The organism is Streptomyces sp. TLI_105, assembly GCF_900105415.1.
GTDB lineage: Bacteria > Actinomycetota > Actinomycetes > Streptomycetales > Streptomycetaceae > Streptomyces.
Window position 1 is genome coordinate 1,428,648 of the sequence record NZ_FNSM01000001.1, and the last position, 16,875, is coordinate 1,445,522.

At 71.0% G+C, this 16,875-nt stretch carries 10 protein-coding genes and 4 pseudogenes; 4 read left to right on the forward strand and 10 right to left on the reverse strand.

The window, feature by feature from the left end:
• The first annotated feature begins 496 nt into the window (after nt 1-496).
• Both BLW86_RS06480 and BLW86_RS06485 read left to right on the forward strand, forming a co-directional pair.
• Nucleotides 497-3,085, forward strand: a complete 2,589-nt coding sequence (locus tag BLW86_RS06480; RefSeq protein ID WP_177181575.1) for a SpoIIE family protein phosphatase — start codon at nt 497-499, stop codon at nt 3,083-3,085.
• 521 nt (nt 3,086-3,606) lie between these two features.
• Nucleotides 3,607-4,772, forward strand: a pseudogene (locus BLW86_RS06485) (FAD-dependent monooxygenase).
• Here the strand turns inward: BLW86_RS06485 and BLW86_RS06490 are convergent.
• From BLW86_RS06490 to BLW86_RS42990, 5 genes and pseudogenes are all read right to left on the reverse strand, one after another.
• On the reverse strand, nt 4,759-5,502 hold the full coding sequence (locus tag BLW86_RS06490) for an amino acid ABC transporter ATP-binding protein (RefSeq protein WP_093873125.1): 744 nt from the start codon (nt 5,500-5,502) through the stop codon (nt 4,759-4,761). The pseudogene BLW86_RS06485 and the gene BLW86_RS06490 sit on opposite strands and share 14 nt — an antisense overlap.
• Complete coding sequence (locus tag BLW86_RS06495; protein WP_177181576.1) at nt 5,499-6,365, reverse strand: amino acid ABC transporter permease; 867 nt, start codon at nt 6,363-6,365, stop codon at nt 5,499-5,501. The genes BLW86_RS06490 and BLW86_RS06495 overlap by 4 nt, the downstream gene beginning before the upstream one ends.
• Nucleotides 6,366-6,397: 32 nt before the next feature.
• The gene (locus tag BLW86_RS06500; RefSeq protein WP_093873126.1) at nt 6,398-7,264 is read right to left on the reverse strand and encodes an ABC transporter substrate-binding protein; all 867 of its coding nucleotides are present in this window, start codon (nt 7,262-7,264) and stop codon (nt 6,398-6,400) included.
• A gap of 104 nt (nt 7,265-7,368) precedes the next feature.
• Nucleotides 7,369-8,205, reverse strand: a complete 837-nt coding sequence (locus BLW86_RS06505; RefSeq protein ID WP_093873127.1) for an SAM hydroxide adenosyltransferase — start codon at nt 8,203-8,205, stop codon at nt 7,369-7,371.
• A 357-nt stretch (nt 8,206-8,562) separates the two neighbouring features.
• A pseudogene (locus BLW86_RS42990) lies at nt 8,563-8,730 on the reverse strand (LacI family transcriptional regulator); the annotation flags it as partial.
• 192 nt (nt 8,731-8,922) lie between these two features.
• On the opposite strand from BLW86_RS42990, the pseudogene BLW86_RS06515 reads away from it, so the two are divergent.
• A pseudogene (locus BLW86_RS06515) lies at nt 8,923-9,342 on the forward strand (protein kinase); the annotation flags it as partial.
• Nucleotides 9,343-9,585: 243 nt separating this feature from the next.
• Here BLW86_RS06515 and BLW86_RS06520 read toward each other — a convergent pair.
• Together BLW86_RS06520 and BLW86_RS06525 are read right to left on the reverse strand one after the other, a co-directional pair.
• Nucleotides 9,586-11,862, reverse strand: a complete 2,277-nt coding sequence (locus tag BLW86_RS06520) for a S9 family peptidase (protein ID WP_093873129.1) — start codon at nt 11,860-11,862, stop codon at nt 9,586-9,588.
• A gap of 107 nt (nt 11,863-11,969) precedes the next feature.
• On the reverse strand, nt 11,970-12,641 hold the full coding sequence (locus BLW86_RS06525; protein ID WP_093878531.1) for a DUF4097 family beta strand repeat-containing protein: 672 nt from the start codon (nt 12,639-12,641) through the stop codon (nt 11,970-11,972).
• A gap of 282 nt (nt 12,642-12,923) precedes the next feature.
• Between BLW86_RS06525 and BLW86_RS41925 the strand changes: the two genes are divergently transcribed.
• Complete coding sequence (locus BLW86_RS41925) at nt 12,924-13,088, forward strand: hypothetical protein (protein WP_177181577.1); 165 nt, start codon at nt 12,924-12,926, stop codon at nt 13,086-13,088.
• Nucleotides 13,089-13,320: 232 nt separating this feature from the next.
• Here the strand turns inward: BLW86_RS41925 and BLW86_RS42550 are convergent, their stop codons facing one another.
• From BLW86_RS42550 to BLW86_RS42560, 3 genes and pseudogenes are all read right to left on the reverse strand, one after another.
• Nucleotides 13,321-14,058 carry an SAM-dependent methyltransferase gene (locus tag BLW86_RS42550; RefSeq protein ID WP_218138052.1) on the reverse strand — a complete coding sequence of 246 codons (738 nt, stop codon included), beginning with the start codon at nt 14,056-14,058 and terminating at the stop codon, nt 13,321-13,323.
• A 51-nt stretch (nt 14,059-14,109) separates the two neighbouring features.
• Nucleotides 14,110-15,300: pseudogene (locus tag BLW86_RS42555) on the reverse strand (glycosyltransferase); the annotation flags it as partial.
• Nucleotides 15,301-15,336: 36 nt separating this feature from the next.
• The gene (locus BLW86_RS42560; protein WP_218138009.1) at nt 15,337-16,866 is read right to left on the reverse strand and encodes a GNAT family N-acetyltransferase; all 1,530 of its coding nucleotides are present in this window, start codon (nt 16,864-16,866) and stop codon (nt 15,337-15,339) included.
• Nucleotides 16,867-16,875 lie beyond the last annotated feature (9 nt).

The window sequence follows — 16,875 nt, forward strand, 5'->3', positions numbered from 1 at the left end:
CGGTCGCGGTCGCCGGCCCGACGCAGTGGCCTGAGGCGGTTCCGTCGTCGTCTCGCAGCACGACAGGGCCTCGGCCGTCGCGATCGGTCCGGAGCGACTGCCGTACAGGAAGAGGTGATGTCCAGTGACCGGTCCCGGGCCGGGCCGCGGTGCCCCGCGCCGCCCGTCTCTCGCCGGCCGCGGGAAGGCGGAGGCACCCCCCTGCCCCGCCCCGCCCCCCGGAAGCCGGTCCCCGCCTTCCCGCGCTGGACCGGACGCAACGTCCCGCCGGGGACAAGGAGCACCCCTACCTGGTCGCCCGTCCCCGCGGCCCCTCGGGAGCGGAGACCCTGTGAGGCGGCCCCGACACGTACGGTGAGCACCGGAAGACCTGGCCTCGGGGAGGTGTTACAACTGGGGTTGTGAGCCCGTCTTGTCTCTCGTGTCCGGCGTACCGGTGCGGTCGAGCCTAGGCAGAAGATTCGGAAGCGTCGCCGGGCAGGTCTTCGTCCTTCAGGTGGCGATCGTGGTGCTGCTCGCCGCCGGGGCCCTGCTGGCCCTGCTGCTGCAGTCGCGGCACGACATCGACCGAGAGGCGCGCAACCGGTCGGTCTCCGTGGCGCAGACCTTCGCGAAGTCCCTGGGCCTGCGGGAAGCGCTGAAGACGCCTGACCCGTCCTCGGTTCTGCAGCCTCTCGCCGAGGAGACGCGCAAGGCCGCAGGGGTGGACTTCATCGTGGTGATGGACACCCACGGCATCCGCTACAGCCACCCTCAGCCCGATCGCATCGGCGAGCGGTTCGTCGGCACGATCGAGCCCTCGCTCGCCGGCCGGGTGCACACCGAGAGCGTGCAGGGACCGCTCGGCAAGGAGATCCAGGCGATCGTGCCGGTCAACTCGCCCGAAGGCGATGTCGTCGGCCTCGTCGCGGCGGGTCTGACGGTGAAGAGCGTGACCGGCATCGCCAACCGACAGCTTCCGGTCATCCTCCTGTCCATCGCCGGCGGCCTGGCGCTGGCCACCGTCGGCACGGCGCTGATCAGCCGAAGACTCCGCCGCCAGACCCACGGGCTCGGCACGCAGGAGATGACCCGCATGTACGAGCACCACGACGCGGTGCTCCACGCCGTCCGCGAAGGGGTGCTGATCACCGACGGCGAAGGACGCCTGCTCCTGGCGAACGACGAGGCCGGAAGGCTGCTCGACCTGCCGGACGACGCCGAAGGGCGCCCCGTCGACGAGGTCGGCATGGACCACCGGATGGCGGACCTGCTGCTGTCCGGCCGGATCGCCACCGACGAGGTGCTGGAGGCCGGGGACCGGCTGCTCGTCGTCAATCAGCGGCCCACCCGACCCGGGGGCCGCCCGCAGGGCTCGGCGGTCACCATCCGCGACTCCACCGAGATGCAGCTCCTGAGCAGCCGGGCGGAAACGGCCCGCAGACGGCTCAAGCTGCTCTACGACGCCGGGGGTGACATCGGCACCACGCTCGACGTGGTGCGGACCGCGGAGGAGCTGGCCGACGTCGCCGTCCCCCGGTTCGCGGACTTCGTGACGGTCGACCTGGCCGACTCGGTGCTGAACGGCGACGAGCCCGGCCCGGGCGCCGACATGCGGCGCACGGCGGTCAACGGCATCCGCTCCGATCACCCGCTGTACCCGCTCGGCACTCTGATCGACTTCCTGCCGTCCACGCCACAGGCCCGCGGTTACGGCACGGGCGCAGCCGAACTCGTACCCGATCTGCGTGACGCGCCGGGCTGGCACGCCCAGGACCCGCGCCGGACATCGGCGATCGTCGACTACGGGATCCACTCGCTCATCGCCGCTCCGCTGAAGGCCAGGGGCGTCGTGCTGGGGGTGGTCAACTTCTGGCGGTCGCAGAAGCCGGAACCGTTCGACGAGGACGACCTGTCCTTGGCGGAGGAGCTCGTCGGCCGCGCCGCGGTCACCATGGACAACGCCCGCCGCTACACGCGCGAACACCATCTCGCCGTGACGCTCCAGCGCAGCCTGCTGCCACAGGATCTGCCCGAGCAGAGTGCCGTGGATGTCGCGCATTTCTACCAGCCCGCCCAGTCCGGAGTGGGCGGGGACTGGTTCGACGTGATCCCGCTGCCGGGAAGCCGCGTCGGGCTCGTCGTCGGAGACGTCGTCGGGCACGGCCTGCACGCCGCCGCCACCATGGGGCGGCTGCGCACGGCCGTGCACAACTTCTCCTCCCTGGACCTGCCGCCCGACGAACTCCTCGCCCGTCTCGACAACCTCGTCCAGCGCATGGACCAGGAAGGCGACAGGACCGCCCCCGACGGCGGCGTTCTGGGCGCGACCTGCCTGTATGCCGTCTACGACCCGGTCTCCCAGAACTGCACCATGGCACGGGCCGGACACATGCCACCGCTCGTGGTCGCCCCGGACGGCACGACGACGGTCTCGGAACTGCCGGCCGGCCCCCCGCTGGGGCTGGGAGGGATGCCGTTCGAGACCATGGAACTGCGCCTGGCGGAGGGCAGTCAGCTCGTCCTGTACACCGACGGGCTGGTCGAGGAGCGGAGCCGGGACATCGCAGAGGGCGTGGAAAGGCTGCGCACGGCACTGAGCCACCCCGGCCGGGACCCGAACGCCAGCCGCCGCGCCGTACTGGACGCCCTGCTTCCCAGTCAGCCGTCCGACGACATCGCGCTGCTCATCGCCCGGACACGCACCCTGGGGCCCGGCCGGGTCGCCCAGTGGGACGTTCCGTTCGACCCGAGCGAGGTCGGCGCCATGCGCAGCCGCGCGGCTGAGCAGCTCGAAGAGTGGGGCCTGGAGGAACTCGCCTTCAGCACGGAACTGATCCTCAGCGAGCTCATCACCAACGCCATAAGGTACGGCGCGGCGCCGGTTCACGTGCGTCTTCTGCGCGATCGCACCTTGACCTGCGAGGTGGGGGACAGCAGCAGTACCGCCCCGCACCTGCGGTACGCGGCCGGCATGGACGAGGGAGGCCGTGGACTGTTCCTGGTGGCACAGATCAGCGAACACTGGGGCACTCGGTATACACCGGAGGGCAAGGTCATCTGGGCCGAACAGGTCCTGCCCGCTGCCGGCCGGACCCTCTCCTAGAGTGCGTGGCCCCTGCCGGCCGACCATCGCCCTCGGGAGGGCGATGCGGAGGGCGACCGCTCGAGCTTCAGCGTGGTCCGAGGCTGCGGTCCCTGCGGAGCCCGATACCGCAGAGGAGGCCGCCCGACTCTCCGCGGCGACCTCGGCGATCCATGACCGGGCTGGTCTTCTGCCGTCCCGGCGGCCGGCCGCTGGGGCCGCACCTGGTGCTCGACCACCCTGCCGCCATGTTCCCGCCCTACAGCAGTGCTGGGCGTGTCCAGTGCTGGTGACCGTCTCGGCCGGACCTCGGCCTGGAGTAATCCGCGATATCCGGCACTTCGCCATGCTGATGGTGACCCGCTCTGTGCGCCGCCAGGTGGCTACGAGGTCTCGACAGCCGAGGTGGCCTTGAACGGAGGCCCCCACCCATGGACGCCCCCCCCCCCCCGCGGCCGCATCGCCGGGGGGCGAGGCGCTGCCCCACCGAAGTTGCGGTGCCCGCGTGTGTGGCGTAGTCGTGTTGCCTCATGGGTGGCCTGATGATTGACGTGATCGTGGTCGGCGGCGGACCGACCGGCATGATGCTGGCGGGCGAGTTGCGGCTGCACGGCGTGGACGCACTCGTCCTGGAGAAGGACGCGGAGCCGACGAAGGTCGTACGGGCGCGAGGCCTGCACGCGCGCAGCATCGAGGTGATGGACCAGCGCGGCCTGCTGGATCGGTTCCTCGCGCTCGGCAAGCAGTACCCGCTCGGTGGCTCCTTCGCGGGCATCCGGAAGCCCCCGCCGGACCGGCTGGACACCGCGCATTCCTACATTCTCGGCATCCCGCAGACCGCGACCGACCGTCTGCTGACCGAGCACGCCGTCGAGCTCGGCGCCGAGGTCCGGCGCGGACGCGCGCTGGTCGGACTGAGCCAGGACGAGGACGGGGTGACCGTCGAGCTGTCGGACGGTACGCGGCTGCGCTCGCGCTACCTCGTCGGCTGTGACGGCGGCCGCAGTACGGTGCGCAAGCTGCTCGGCGTCGACTTCCCCGGCGAGCCGAGCGCTACCGGGTCGGCCGGGTGCTGCTGGCCGGCGACGCGGCGCACATCCATCCGCCGCACGGCGGTCAGGGCCTCAACCTCGGCATCCAGGACGCGTTCAACCTCGGTTGGAAGCTGGCCGCCGAGGTCGTGGGCTGGGCGCCGGAGGGACTCCTCGACTCGTACCAGACCGAGCGGCACCCCGTGGGCGCCGCCGTCCTGGACATCACCCGCGCGCAGGTCGAGCTGCAGTCCGACGAACCGGGCCCCCGAGCAGTGCGCCGGCTGGTGTCGGAACTGATGGACTTCGAGGACGTGAACCGGTACCTGATCGAGCAGATCACCGCGATCGGGGTCCGCTACGACTTCGGCGGGGGCCACCCACTGCTCGGGCGGCGACTGCGGGACGTCGGGCTGAAGCGGGGGCGCCTGTACGAGCTGACGCACGGCGGCCGCGGACTGCTGCTCGACCGGACCGGCCGGCTCTCGGTGGAGGGCTGGGCGGAGCGCGTCGACCACGTCGTCGATGTCGTCGACGTCAGCGAGGAACTCGACGCGCCCGCCGTACTGCTGCGGCCGGACGGCCACGTGGCCTGGGTCGGTGACGATCAGCGGGAGCTGGCCCGTCAGCTGGCCACGTGGTTCGGCGCCGCCGTCGACTCGGCTAGGAGCGGTTGAGGGCCCGCGCGAGGAAGCGCTGGGTGGCCGCCTCCCGCGGAGCGGTGAGCACTTGCTCCGCGGTGCCCTGCTCCACGATCACGCCGTCCTCCAGGAAGCAGACCCGGTCCGCGACCTGTCGGGCGAAGTCCATCTCGTGCGTGGCCATCAGGATGGTCAGGCCGCGCTGCTTGAGGTCCGCGACGACGTCCAGGACCTCACCCACCAGTTCGGGGTCGAGGGCCGAGGTGATCTCGTCGAAGAGCAGCAGCTCCGGCTCGGTGGCCAGTGCGCGGGCGATCGCGGCGCGCTGCTGCTGGCCGCCGGACAGCCGGTCGGGGTGTTCCCGCGCCTTGTCCGCGAGTCCGAGGCGGGCCAGCAGTTCGCGGGCCGACGCCTCGGCCTGCTTGCGCGGGACGCCGTGGACCTGGCGGGGCGCGAGCGTGATGTTGTCCAGCACGCTCAGGTGCGGGAACAGGTTGTAGGCCTGGAAGACGATGCCGATCCGCCTGCGGGCGACGTCGGGGTCGAGGCGGGGGTCGGTCAGTTCGCTCTCGCCCAGGTGGACGGTGCCGTCGTCGACGACCTCCAGCAGGTCCACGCACCGCAGCAGGGTCGACTTGCCCGAGCCCGAACCGCCGATGAGGCAGACGACCTGGTGCTCCGCGACGTCCAGGTCGATCGATCGCAGGACCAGGCGGGATCCGTACTGCTTGCGAAGCCCGCGGATGCGCAGCAGTGGCCTGCTCATCGGCCCGCCTCCGCCCAGGTGCGCTGGGCCGCTCGCCGCTGGAGCCGGTCGGCGAAGCGGGTCAACGGGATGGTCACCGCGATGAACAAGACAGCCGCTCCCAGGTACGGGGTGTAGTTGAAGTCGTAGTCCGCCTTGATCTGTGCCGCTCGCAGCACCTCGAGCGGGCCGAGGACGGCGACCAGCGCGGTGTCCTTCTGCAGGGCGATGAAGTCGTTGAGCAGGGGCGGGAGCACGTTGCGCACCGCCTGGGGCAGGATGACGTGCCGCAGGGTCTGCCGTCCGTTGAGGCCGAGGGCCCGCGCGGCGTTCCGCTGCGCGGGGTGTACCGAGTTCAGTCCCGCCCGCAGCACCTCCCCGACGTAGGCGGCGTAGGAGAGGACCAGGGCGATCACGCCGAGGACCCAGGGCTCCGAGGGGGTGCCCTGCAGTTGCAGGGCCGGCAGCCCGAACCCGACGAGGAAGACCAGCAGCAGGGTCGGTACGCCGCGGAAGACGTCCACGTAGACGGTCGCGGCGAGCCTCAGCGGCTGCAGGCCCGGCGCCTTGGTCACGCGTACGAGGGCGATGAGCAGCCCCAGGACGAGGATCAGCACCTCGGCGATGAGGAACATCTGGATGTTGAGCCAGAAGCCGCGCAGCAGTTCGGGGAAGGCGGCCCGGAGCTCGGCGCCGTCGAGGAACAGGCTGTCGACGCGCTCCCAGCCCGGCGAGGCGACCGCCGCCACTCCGAGTGCCACCAGAGCGAAGAGGGTGCACAGGAAGGAGATCCAGGTGTGGCGGCGTTTGCGGGAGCGACGGAAGCGCTGCCGTTCCCGCTCGATCTCGCTGGGCTGGTAGGTGTCGTCCGGTGGCGGCGACACGGCTGTTTTCGTGAGGTCCACGGTCGGCCCCGCTACGGCTTCAGCTCGGGGACGTTCGCCGAGGCGGACAGCCATTGCGTGGTGAGCTTGGCGAGAGTTCCGTCGGTCTTGAGCGCGCTCAGGGCCTGGTTCACGCACGAGGTGTACCCGCTGTTCTTCGGCAGGAGCAGTCCGAACTCCTCGGGGGTGCCGCCCGCGTAGCCGAACTGGCCGATGATCTTGCCGTTGTCCAGCTCCGCCCCGGCCAGGTAGAACACGGTGGGCAGGTCGGTGACGATCGCGTCGATCTGCCCGTTCGTCAGTGCGGTGACCTCGTCCTTGGTGGTGTTGAAGACGCTCGGCTGACGCGAGGGCTTGAGCTGGTCGAGTACGGCCTGGTAGCTGGTCGTGGCCACCTGTACGCCGATCTTGGCGTCCTTCAGCGCACTCAGAGACGCCGCGTTGGCGAATTTCGACTTGTCCAGGGTCAGGACGGCCTGGTTGGCCGTGTAGTAGCTGGAGGAGAAATCGACGGCTTTCGCGCGCTGCGGGGTGATGGAGATCTGGTTGATGTCGAAGTCGAAGCCCTTCGCGCCGGGTGCGTACGAATGGGCGAAGGGTTCGACGACCCATTTCACCTGGTCACGGTCGAAGCCCAGCTTGCCGGCCACCGCGTAGGCCACCGCGCTCTCGAAGCCCTTGCCGTTGGAAGGGGTGTTGCTGTCGAACCACGGCTCATAGGCGGGGGAATCCGTCGCGACGGTCAACTGGCCGCGCTTGTGGAGGCCGGGGCTGTCGGTCGTGCAGTCGGGGCCGCCGGAGCCGGCTGCTCCAGGGGTGCCCTGAGGCTGAGGTGCGCAGGCAGTCGCCGCCAGGACGATGGCGGCGGAGGCCACGAGGGCTATGCGGGTACGGGACATCAGGGGTCCTTCCGGAGGGAGTTCGGGTAAGGCACGACAAAAAAAGAGGGGGTGCTCTGCGCTCGGCGGCCCAGATGCCGTCGGGGACAGGCGTCGATGACGTGTCAGCTGGTGAGGCTGAAGACCTGGTCGCCTTGGCGCAGGCCGAACACCTCGGCGGCGGAGCCGCCTCGGACCACCAGTTCGGCGAAGCCGATCCCGGAACTTCCGACGGTGATTCCGGGCTCGCCGAGCGGGACGTCGGGAAGGCGGTCGTAACAGCGCACCTGGACGTCGCGGCCTTCGTGCCGGTTGTGGACGAGCAGGCCCTTCGCGGTGTCGAAGCCGGGCAGCTCGACGGCCGGCCGATCCAGCTTGCAGTTGCCGAAGTTGTCCACGACGGCGACCCGCACATCGCGCGCGTCGGCCTGGTCCAACTCCAGCGGCTGCGCGGGAACCGGGCGGCCGTCCGCCAGCCAGCGGGCCAGCAGGGGCACGTACCACAGGCTCCGGAACTGGGTCCGCACCATCTCCTCGACCTCGGCCGGCGCGAGCTCCGCCCATCCGGCGGCAGCGGCTTCCAGCACCTCGCGGACGTCGGTGACCTGGACCTCCGTCAGCCCCAGGTAGGTCACCAGGGGGGCGAGGACCCGGTGGTTCACCGTGCTGATGACCAGGTGGTCGCCGTGGCGGAAGTAGCAGAACGGCACGCCGTTGGGCCAGTGCCCGTCCCTCGGAGCGATGTTGACCAGGACCACCACCGGCTGCGTCGGCCCGCCGATCAGATCCGTGGAGCGCAGCAGGTCGAGCAGGGTGAGGGCGGCGGCGCCCTCCGGGTCCGGTCCCCCCAGCGGCAGGACGGTCGGCGTGGCGCCGAAGAGGGTGGCGATCCGGGTGGACTGCCGGGCGAGGGCATTGGGGTCGGCACAGTCGGTGAGGGAGACGACCGGGGGCTGGGTCATGGCGGGTTCTTCGCCTTCTGTCGAGTGGGGGCTGGGGGTGAAGCTGCTGGAGCTGGATCTGCGGCCCGCAGGTCTGGTGGCTTCGGGCTGCCCAGGTCCGCCGGCGAGCGGGCCGGGACAACAAAAAAGGACCCTCCGTTTCCGGAGGGTCCGTCGCATCCTGTGTGCGCACGGCTTCGCTAGCGAAGCGCCTCCGAGGTTCGGGGCATCATTCGCATCATGGCGAGGGTGGCGGTGCGCTGCATGGACGGCAGGCTAGCACCGGTCCGGAGCGTCTCAAAGACCTGTCCAAGGAATGGACAGCCAGATCGGCCGGTCCGTCACTGGACGGGGTGAACCCACGGAACGAGCACCCGTCGCCGGCGGCCTCGGCGGTTGCGTGCCGGTCGAGCGCGGGACGGGGTTCCGACGGCTGGAGGAGCGGACGATCAGTTCGTACGGCATGAGGATCGAGTCCGGGTTGCGCTCCCCCGCTCCTTCGATGGCGTCGATGAGGAGCTGGACGACGGCCGTGCCGATCCGGCGGGCGCCGGCGGCGGCGGGGTGGTCGAGCATCCCTGCCCACCGCGATCGCGGTCGCCCGCCGACACGGTCAAGGCGGGTCGGTCCCCACGTGGGCCCCAAAAATGATCGAGGGGCCGTTTCAGATTGCTCTGAAACGGCCCCTGATCTGCGACTCTTTCGAGTCGGAACGACAGGATTTGAACCTGCGACCCCTTGACCCCCAGCCGCGCCCGTTTCCGCCGCGAGGTCCAGCTCTCCGCCCGCGTCCAGGGACCGTGTCTCATACCCCTCCTCGCGGCCGATCCGGACGCGGACACCCCATGGCTGGCCACTGCCTACGCTCCAGGTCTCACCCTCGACCAACACCTCACAGCGCACGCCCCCCTCACCGGCGCCACTCTGCTCGCCTTCGCCGCTGGCACCGCCCAGGCCCTCGCGGCCATCCATGCGGCGGGGGTCGTCCATCGGGACGTCAAACCGCAGAACGTCATCCTCACCCCGGCCGGCCCCCGCGTCCTCGACTTCGGCATCGCCCATGCCGCAGACGGCACGTCCGTGACCCGAACCGGCGTCATGACCGGCACCCCCGGCTGGGTCAGCCCCGAGCACTACCGCACCGGCTCCGCCGGACCCCGGCGCGCCCCGCGGGCCGACCCCGCCGGTCGGGCGCGCGGCTGCGCTGGGTATGGCGGAGCTGGAGGCGCTGATCGTGTGGGGCATGGCGCGCCCACCTCGCCTGCGATCCCCACCCGGGGCAGGGATCGCAGGACGGGAATCCCGTCGCCTGAATGACCGTGAGGCATGAGCGAACTCATCGGCCCATCCGGAACGATCCGGGTCACATGAGCCTGCGGGCTGCTCGTCCGCCTGTCCGGCTCAGGCGAACAGCTCGGCCAGCATCTCGGGGCCGATGGCGATGGGGGCGGGGCGGTAGGCGGGAGGCTGCGTGCCCATCAGCTCGCGCACCAGGAAGTCCCAGCAGCGTGTGCGGACGTAGGCCAGGTGGTCGATGAACGTGTGCTCGGCCCCGGGCACGATGAGCAGTTCGAAGTCCTTGCCCGCGGCGATGAGGCGGTCGGCCAGGCGCAGTGTGTGGTCCGGGTGGACCTGGTCGTCCATTTCGCCGTGGATCAGGAGCAGTTTGCCCGCCAGACGGTCGGCGAGGTCCACGTTGGAGGTGCGGGCCCAGGCCTCGGAGTTGTCCGCTCCGTCGTAGGTCTCCACGAAGCCGGCGTTGAAGTGCCGGGCCTCGTGCGAGCCGGAGAGGGCGGCTCCGGCCTTGTACGTCTCGGGGAAGTCCAGCATCGCGCGGGCCGCGGCGAAGCCGCCTCCGGAGTGGCCGAGCACGCCCACGCGGTCCAGGTCCATCCACGGCCGGGACTCGGCCAGCTGCCGCAGGGCCGCGACGTGGTCGGCCAGCCCGCCCGCGTCGGCCAGGTGGCCGTAGGAGGTGTCATGGAAGGCCTTGTCCCGGCCCGGGGTGCCGCGTCCGTCCAGTGCCACCACCACGAAGCCCAGCGCCGCGAGGGGTTCGGCGTCGAGGCCCATGCCGCCGGGGTCGAAGCAGGGGGCGACCCGGTTGACCTGCGGGCCCGGGTAGACGTTGTCCACCACGGGGTAGCGGTGGGCGGGGTCGAACGCCCGCGGCCGGTACAGCACCCCGTAGAGGTCCGTCACCCCGTCGGCCGCCTTGACGCGGAACCGTTCCGGCGCGGTCCAGCCGGTGGCGGTGAGCTTGCCGATGTCTGCGCGCTCCAGTTCCACAAGGACCCGGCCGGTCCAGTCGCGGACCGTCGTCACCGGCGGGGTGTCGACGGTGGACGCGGAGTCGATGAAGTACTGCGGGTGGACGGTGACGGTGTGGTCCCGGTCGTCGTCCGTGAGCCGGGCGAAGCCGGAGCCGTCCAGGGCGACGCGGCAGACCGTACGCCGGTAGGGGTCCTCGTCGACCTGCCCGGAGGCGGTGAAGTACACGACCCGCTCGGCCTCGTCGACGCGCAGGATCTGCCGTACCGCCCACGGCCCGGAGGTGACCTGCCCGAGCAGCGCGCCGGTGTGCAGGTCGTATCGGTACAGGTGGCCCCAGCCGTCCCGCTGGGAGTACCACAGCACCTCGGCGGCGTCGGCGAGGACCCGCACGATCGGGGGCTCGTACCCGAACTGGTTGGGCTCCACGCGGGTGTCCCCGGTCTCGCTGAGCACGGTGGTGACCTCGCCGGTGACCGCGTCCAGGCGGTACAGGGTGAGCGTGCGCAGGTCGCGGGGCCGACCGAGGTAGTACACCGCCGAGCTGTCCTCCGCCCACCAGGCCCACTTGGTCATGATGGGCGACAGCTGAGGCATGAGGAGCGGATCGGCCTGCGCGCGGACCACCGTGCCCGCGGCGACGTCCAGTACGACCAGTTCGGCCAGCGGTACGTGCTCGTCCCCGGGGTAGGCGTACCGCTGGGTGTGCAGCGCCGGGGCCCCGCCGTCGGCAGGCCTGGCCTCCACCAGGTGGGTCCGCCGGACGTCGCGCTCGTCGGTGCGGTGTGCCAGCACCTTCGTCGAGTCGGGCGACCAGGCCACCGCGGGCGGCATGTACGGCAGGCCGATCTTGCGCAGCAGGGTGCCGTTCGCCGTGCAGTCCGGGCCGGTGCCGTACTGGTGGCCGGGCACGCCGTCGGTGGTCAGCGCCCATTCGCGGCCGTCGGACAACGAGCGCGCCCAGAGGTCTTCCCCTCGCCGGGAAACCGCGGTCTTCCCGTCGGGTGACGGCACTTCGAGGGGATTGCCCGGCGGCGTGAACTCGGCCCGCTCGCAGGTGTAGTCGTCCAGGTCGCAGCGCCACCACTCGCCGAACGCGTCGAACTCAACAGTGTTCGCGGCCAGTTGTATCGCCGTGGTCGGCAGGAATTCGGGGTCGGCCTGCTGCCCGGAGGCTGCGGCCAGCGCGGCGGCGAGCCGGGCGTGGTCGAAGGCCGGCTCACGGGTGCCGGCCGCCGGGTCGACCAGCACGAACCGCTTGCCGACGCCGTTGCTCACCGCGTACCAGAAGCGGGTGTCTCCGTCGATCCACTGCGGCCTGATCCTGTCGCCGACGACGAGCTCACCGGGTCGGGCGGGCCGGCGCAGGAGCTGCTCCGCGGCCTGGTAGTTCTGAGTGGTGCTCATTTCTTCGGTCCTTCTTCGGTGTCGGTTTCGGGCATGGTGGCGCCACGGTGGCACCTTCACGGCAGGGCCGTCGGCTGCAGCGGGGTGCCCCTTCGGGGCTGCGTGGGTCAGAGGCTGCGGGCGGTGATGTCCCCGTAGGAGGTGGTCGCGTGGAGCTTCAGGCTCGCGGCGTCGCCTTCGGTGTTGTTGAGCGAGTTGTGGATCCGGCCGTAGGAGGTGCCGGCGGCCAGGGAGGCGTTGACCCCGCGGGCGGCGCCGACGGAGATCTCGCCGTGCTCGGTGGTCAGGGTGACCGTGCCGGTCATGGCCTCGGCGATGTGGATGTCGCCCTTCTGGGTGCTGATCTGGGCGGGGCCGCCCAGGCGGCCGACCGAGACGTCGCCGTCGAGAAGGGCGAGGCGGGCGCTCGCGGTCTCGTCGAGCTTGACCGTGCCCTGTGCGCCCTCGAAGGCGACGTCGCCGAGCCGTCCGACGCCCTGGAACTCGCCGCTGGCCGTCTTCGCCTCGATGCGGGAGTCGGCGGGCAGCTGGACGACGACCTGGACGAATCCGGAGTTGCCGAGGATCTGGCTCTTCGGCGCGGGGACCGCGATCCGCAGGACGCCGTTGCCGTATTCGACCGTGGTCTGCTCCGCCGCCTGCACGTCGCGGCCCTTCGAGGCATCCGCGGGCAGGACCTCGACCGTGGTGTCGGCCCGGTCGGCGGCGATGAACCGGATGCTTCCCGCGGGGATGTCCAGGACGGCGGCGATCGGGGCGGGGGTGGCGAACTTCTGCATGACGCTCTCCTTGAGCTCGTTGTTTCCGATGAGGGAAAAGCTACGTTGCATTCATAGATTCCTCAACACGATCACCGCAAGAAACCATCGTTTACGCAGGTCAGTTGGGGGAAATCATTGCAGTGACTCTCGAAATTAACGCAACGACAGCCGCTTACTCGTTGCAATGAATTGAGGGTGAACGCTCAGGGATGCGAAGCGGCTGCACGTCAGGGTCCGGCGACCGTGGCGAACTGGTCCTGCGCACGAGCGGCTTCCCCCGCGACCGGAAGGTTGATCGGTATGCCCCCAGTACGCGGCGATCAGTCGGCCGCCGAGCAGCGGGCCGCCCGCCGTGCCCCCCACGCGGCGATCGTCTTGGGACTCTCGCCCTCGTCGAAGGAGGCGGACCCCTTCGACTACCGGCGTTCGAAGGCGCCGGCCGGCGGCACCCATTCGGCGAGCTGAACCACGACACCGTTGGGATCGGTGAGACGGAACAGCCGTTCACCCCAGGGCTCCGTCACGCACTCGACTCCGGCCGGCGAGTGACGCCCGATCAGGCGGGGCGCGTACCTTGCCGGTAGGCGATGCCGTGACCGCCGCCGAGGTCGAGCTCCGGCAGCACGGTCCCGTGGGTGTCGCGGCCAGACACTCACGATCCCCCGCACAGCGAACTGACCCGCCAAAAGACGACTTCTTAATCGGATGTCCGGCGCAGGACCAGGCAGACGAAGCCGAAGCTGTCCCGGTACCCGTGCAGCCAGTCGGAACGCGCGGCAGTGGCCGTCTCCAGTGCCTGGGCGCCGGCCGGATCGTCCTGGTGGTCCAGGGCCCATGAGGCGAGCGATCCCCAGCAGGCCCACTCGTACGCGTCCCGCTCCCCGCGTGTGCTGACGTGACCGTGGACGGGGGTCCACCCGTCGGCGACGACGCTGTCCACCGTGGTGGCCAGATCGGCGAGGTCGCCGAACATCTCGAGGGCCGCCGGCGACGGGGTGCGCTCCCAGAAGGACTCGCCGATCAGGACGCGGCCTCCGGGAGCCAGGTGCTTGCGGGCCGCCGCGAGGGTGGGGAGAAGACCGCCGAAGGCGTGCGTGGCGCCGACGCTGATCACCAGGTCGTACGGCTGGGGGGGGCTGAAGTCCGCGGCTTCCTGCCGGTGGAGGACCAGGCGCTCGTCCACCCCGAGCCTGCCTGCTGATCGGCGGGCCTGCGTCAAGGCGACTTCGGAGACGTCGACGCCCTCGGCATGGAGCTGCGGGCGGGTGGCCAGGGCGCGCAGCAACCACTCCGCTGTGCCGCATCCGAGGTCGAGGACGCGCTCGTCGCCTCGCGGGAGGGCGTGTTCGAGCAGTCGGCTGACCGAGTCGTCGTCGAGCGGAGACTTGATCGGGTGGTGGGTGTGGGCGATCGCGGAGATCTGTTCGCGGCTCAGTGGAGGCGCCGGCTTCGTGTCGAGGAGCAGGTCCGCGGCCGCCACTGTCCCGTCGAGGAGCAGGTCCGCGGCGACCGCCGTCCCGTCGGTGCGGATCGTGGCGGCGACGGCCTTCGCCCGTGCTTGCGTCTCGGGGGTCAGGGCGGTCCTGAGTGCGGCGGACAGGGTCTCGAAGGTCGGGGTGGGGCCGTCGTGTGCCGCGCCGATGCCCAGCTCGGCCACCCGGGCGGCCCAATGCGGCTGGTCCACGAACTGGGGCACCACCACCTGGGGTGCACCGGCTCGGGCTGCGGTGGTCGTGGTGCCCGCCCCGCCGTGGTGGACGACTGCCGCGACCCGACGGAACAGGGTCTGGTGGCTGACGTCGCCCACGGCGAAGCAGTCGTCCGAGGCGTCCACGAGGTCCAGGTCCGCCCAGCCGCGGGAGACGAGCACACGGCGGCCCTGCGCGCGGGCCGCCTCGACGGCTGTCCGGGCGATGTCGGTGGCGGCCTTCATGGGCATGCTGCCGAAGCCGACGTACACCGGTGGGGTGCCGGCGTCCAGGAACGCCTCCAGATCGGCGGGCAGGGGGCGGTCGTCGGGCAGGATCCACGCGCCGGTCTGCACGAGGTCGAGGTTCGTCAGCTGCTCCCACGGGCCCAGGACCGGGTCCGCCGCCAGCAACGGCCGGTCGGTGAAGACGTGGTCGCGGACGTTGTCCACTGGGGCGAGGCCGATCGCCTCGCGGTGGGCGTTGAGCGGCTCGCGGTAGAGGGCGTTGACCTTCTGGGCGTCCAGGTCCCACAGGGCCTGGTTGTCGGTCATGTCGTCCGGCGCGGGCGGGCCGGGCCGCGGCGGCGGCGGGTAGTGCGCGGAGGGCAGGTCGAACGGATGGAACCCTGCGTACACGTAGCGGATGCCCAGCTTCTCGGCCACCGAACGGGCGCCGGCCGGCATCAGTCCGCTCGCCACGAGCACGTCGCAGCCCTCGGCCGCCTTGCCGACCGTCTCGAAGTGCGCGGCGACCAGCTCGGCCGCGAACCCGGAGACGTCCGAGGGCGGCGCCCCCGTGACCAGCTCGCGCACGTCGCGCCCGAAGGGCACCAGTTCCGCGCCGACTCCCGCAAGCAGTTCAGCGAACTCGTCGTCCGGCGGGGCGCAGACGCGTACCTCCGCGCCGCGTTTCCGCAGCTGCGCCGCAAGTCCCGCGAGCGGCGCGATGTCGCCGCGCGATCCGTACGCCATCAACAGCACACGCATGGGCGTGATTTCTCTTTTCTCTGAGATGTGGGGTGTTCAGGTGGTGGGCAGGTCGAGTTGGTACTCGTGGGTGCTGCGGTGGAAGCGGAAGCCCAACTGCCGGTTGACGGCGAGCATATGGGTGTTGTCCTGGGCGTTGTCGGTCTCGATCTCCACGATTCCGGGGTGCTCGACGCGGAGCCTGCGCAGCATCTCCGCCTTGACCCACAGTCCGAGCCCGTGGCCGCGATGCGCGGGTACCACGACGGTGTCGTACTGCAGGGCCCGGTGGGTCTCCCCGGCCCGGATGACGATCTCGGTGTACCCGGCCATCTCGCCCTTGCCGAGCACAGCCGTCGTGAGCAGGACGTCACCGCGATCGGCGAGCACTTCGGCCATGGCCCGGACGCGGTCGGCGGTCCAGGTCTGGCTGCCGTAGTCCATGTCGCCCATGGGCATGTCGTTCATCGCGTTCTTGGCGGCGGCGAACGCCTCGGCCAGGGCGTCGGGTACGGTGCCGGTCCAGCTCGCCAGTTCGTAGCCGGGGTGCTCGGCGTCGGCCGCGGCATCGTCCGCCTGCGCGACGTCGAGCAGCAGGTGGTCCAGTGCCAGCACCCGCCGGAAGCCGCGTGCGGCGCAGAAGGCGTCACCTGGCCCGTTGCCGCCTACGGCCGCGATGAGGCTGCGGCGCTGATCGGCCTGTGCCGCCGCCACGGCCGTGGCGAGCAGGCGCGAGCCGACGCCCGAGCGCCGCCGGTCGGGAGCGACGTGCAGCTCCAGCTGGGACAGGTGGCTTTGACCGGGCGAGGTGAACAAGCGCAGCGCGGCCACGCCGACCACCGCACCGTCGCTCGCGGTGGCCTGCCAGAGCAGTCGGCGGTTGTCCCGCCCGGGGACGGTGAGCTGGGCGTGGATCTGGTCGAGCGTGGGGCGGGGTTCTTCCGGAAGATCGTGGGCCAGCGAAGCCGACACGACTGTGTGCCAGGCGGCGGCTGCTTCAGGAGAGACGTGGGTGAGCGGGGCGATGCTGATCATGTGGGGATCCTCGGTGTGGCGCACGAGCGGCCAGTCGATGTCGATACGGGCCGTCGTGGCGAGGTAGTTGGTGAAGACGTTGAGGGCGACATGGGCGACGACCTCGACGATCTGCCCGTCGGACAGGCCGGCGCGCCGGGCTGCGGCCAGCTGCTCGTTCGGGACGGCGCCGCGGTCGCGGACCATCGTCGCGGCCAGACCCAGGACGGCGGCGGCCCAGGGGTCGTCGGACGCGCCGCGGCGGGCGCGGCTGGTCTCGGCCGCACTCAGCCCGGCCGTCCTGGTCCCGCGGAACGCGTGCACGGACAGGCAGTAGTCGGACCGGTTCTCCTGCGCCACCAGCAGCGCGATGCGTTCGCGCAGGGAGGCCGGCAGGGCGCCCGCCGTACTCAGGGCGGTGAGGGCGCCCACGTACCCCTTCAGCGCGGCGGGGCTGTTGGCCATCACCCTGGCCAGGTTGGGGATGACCCCGAGAGCCTGGTGCGTGGCCGTGAACAGGGCCGCGGCCTCGCCGGTCGCGGTCTCCGGTTCGACGGTGTGGAGTGCTGTCATGCGGATAAC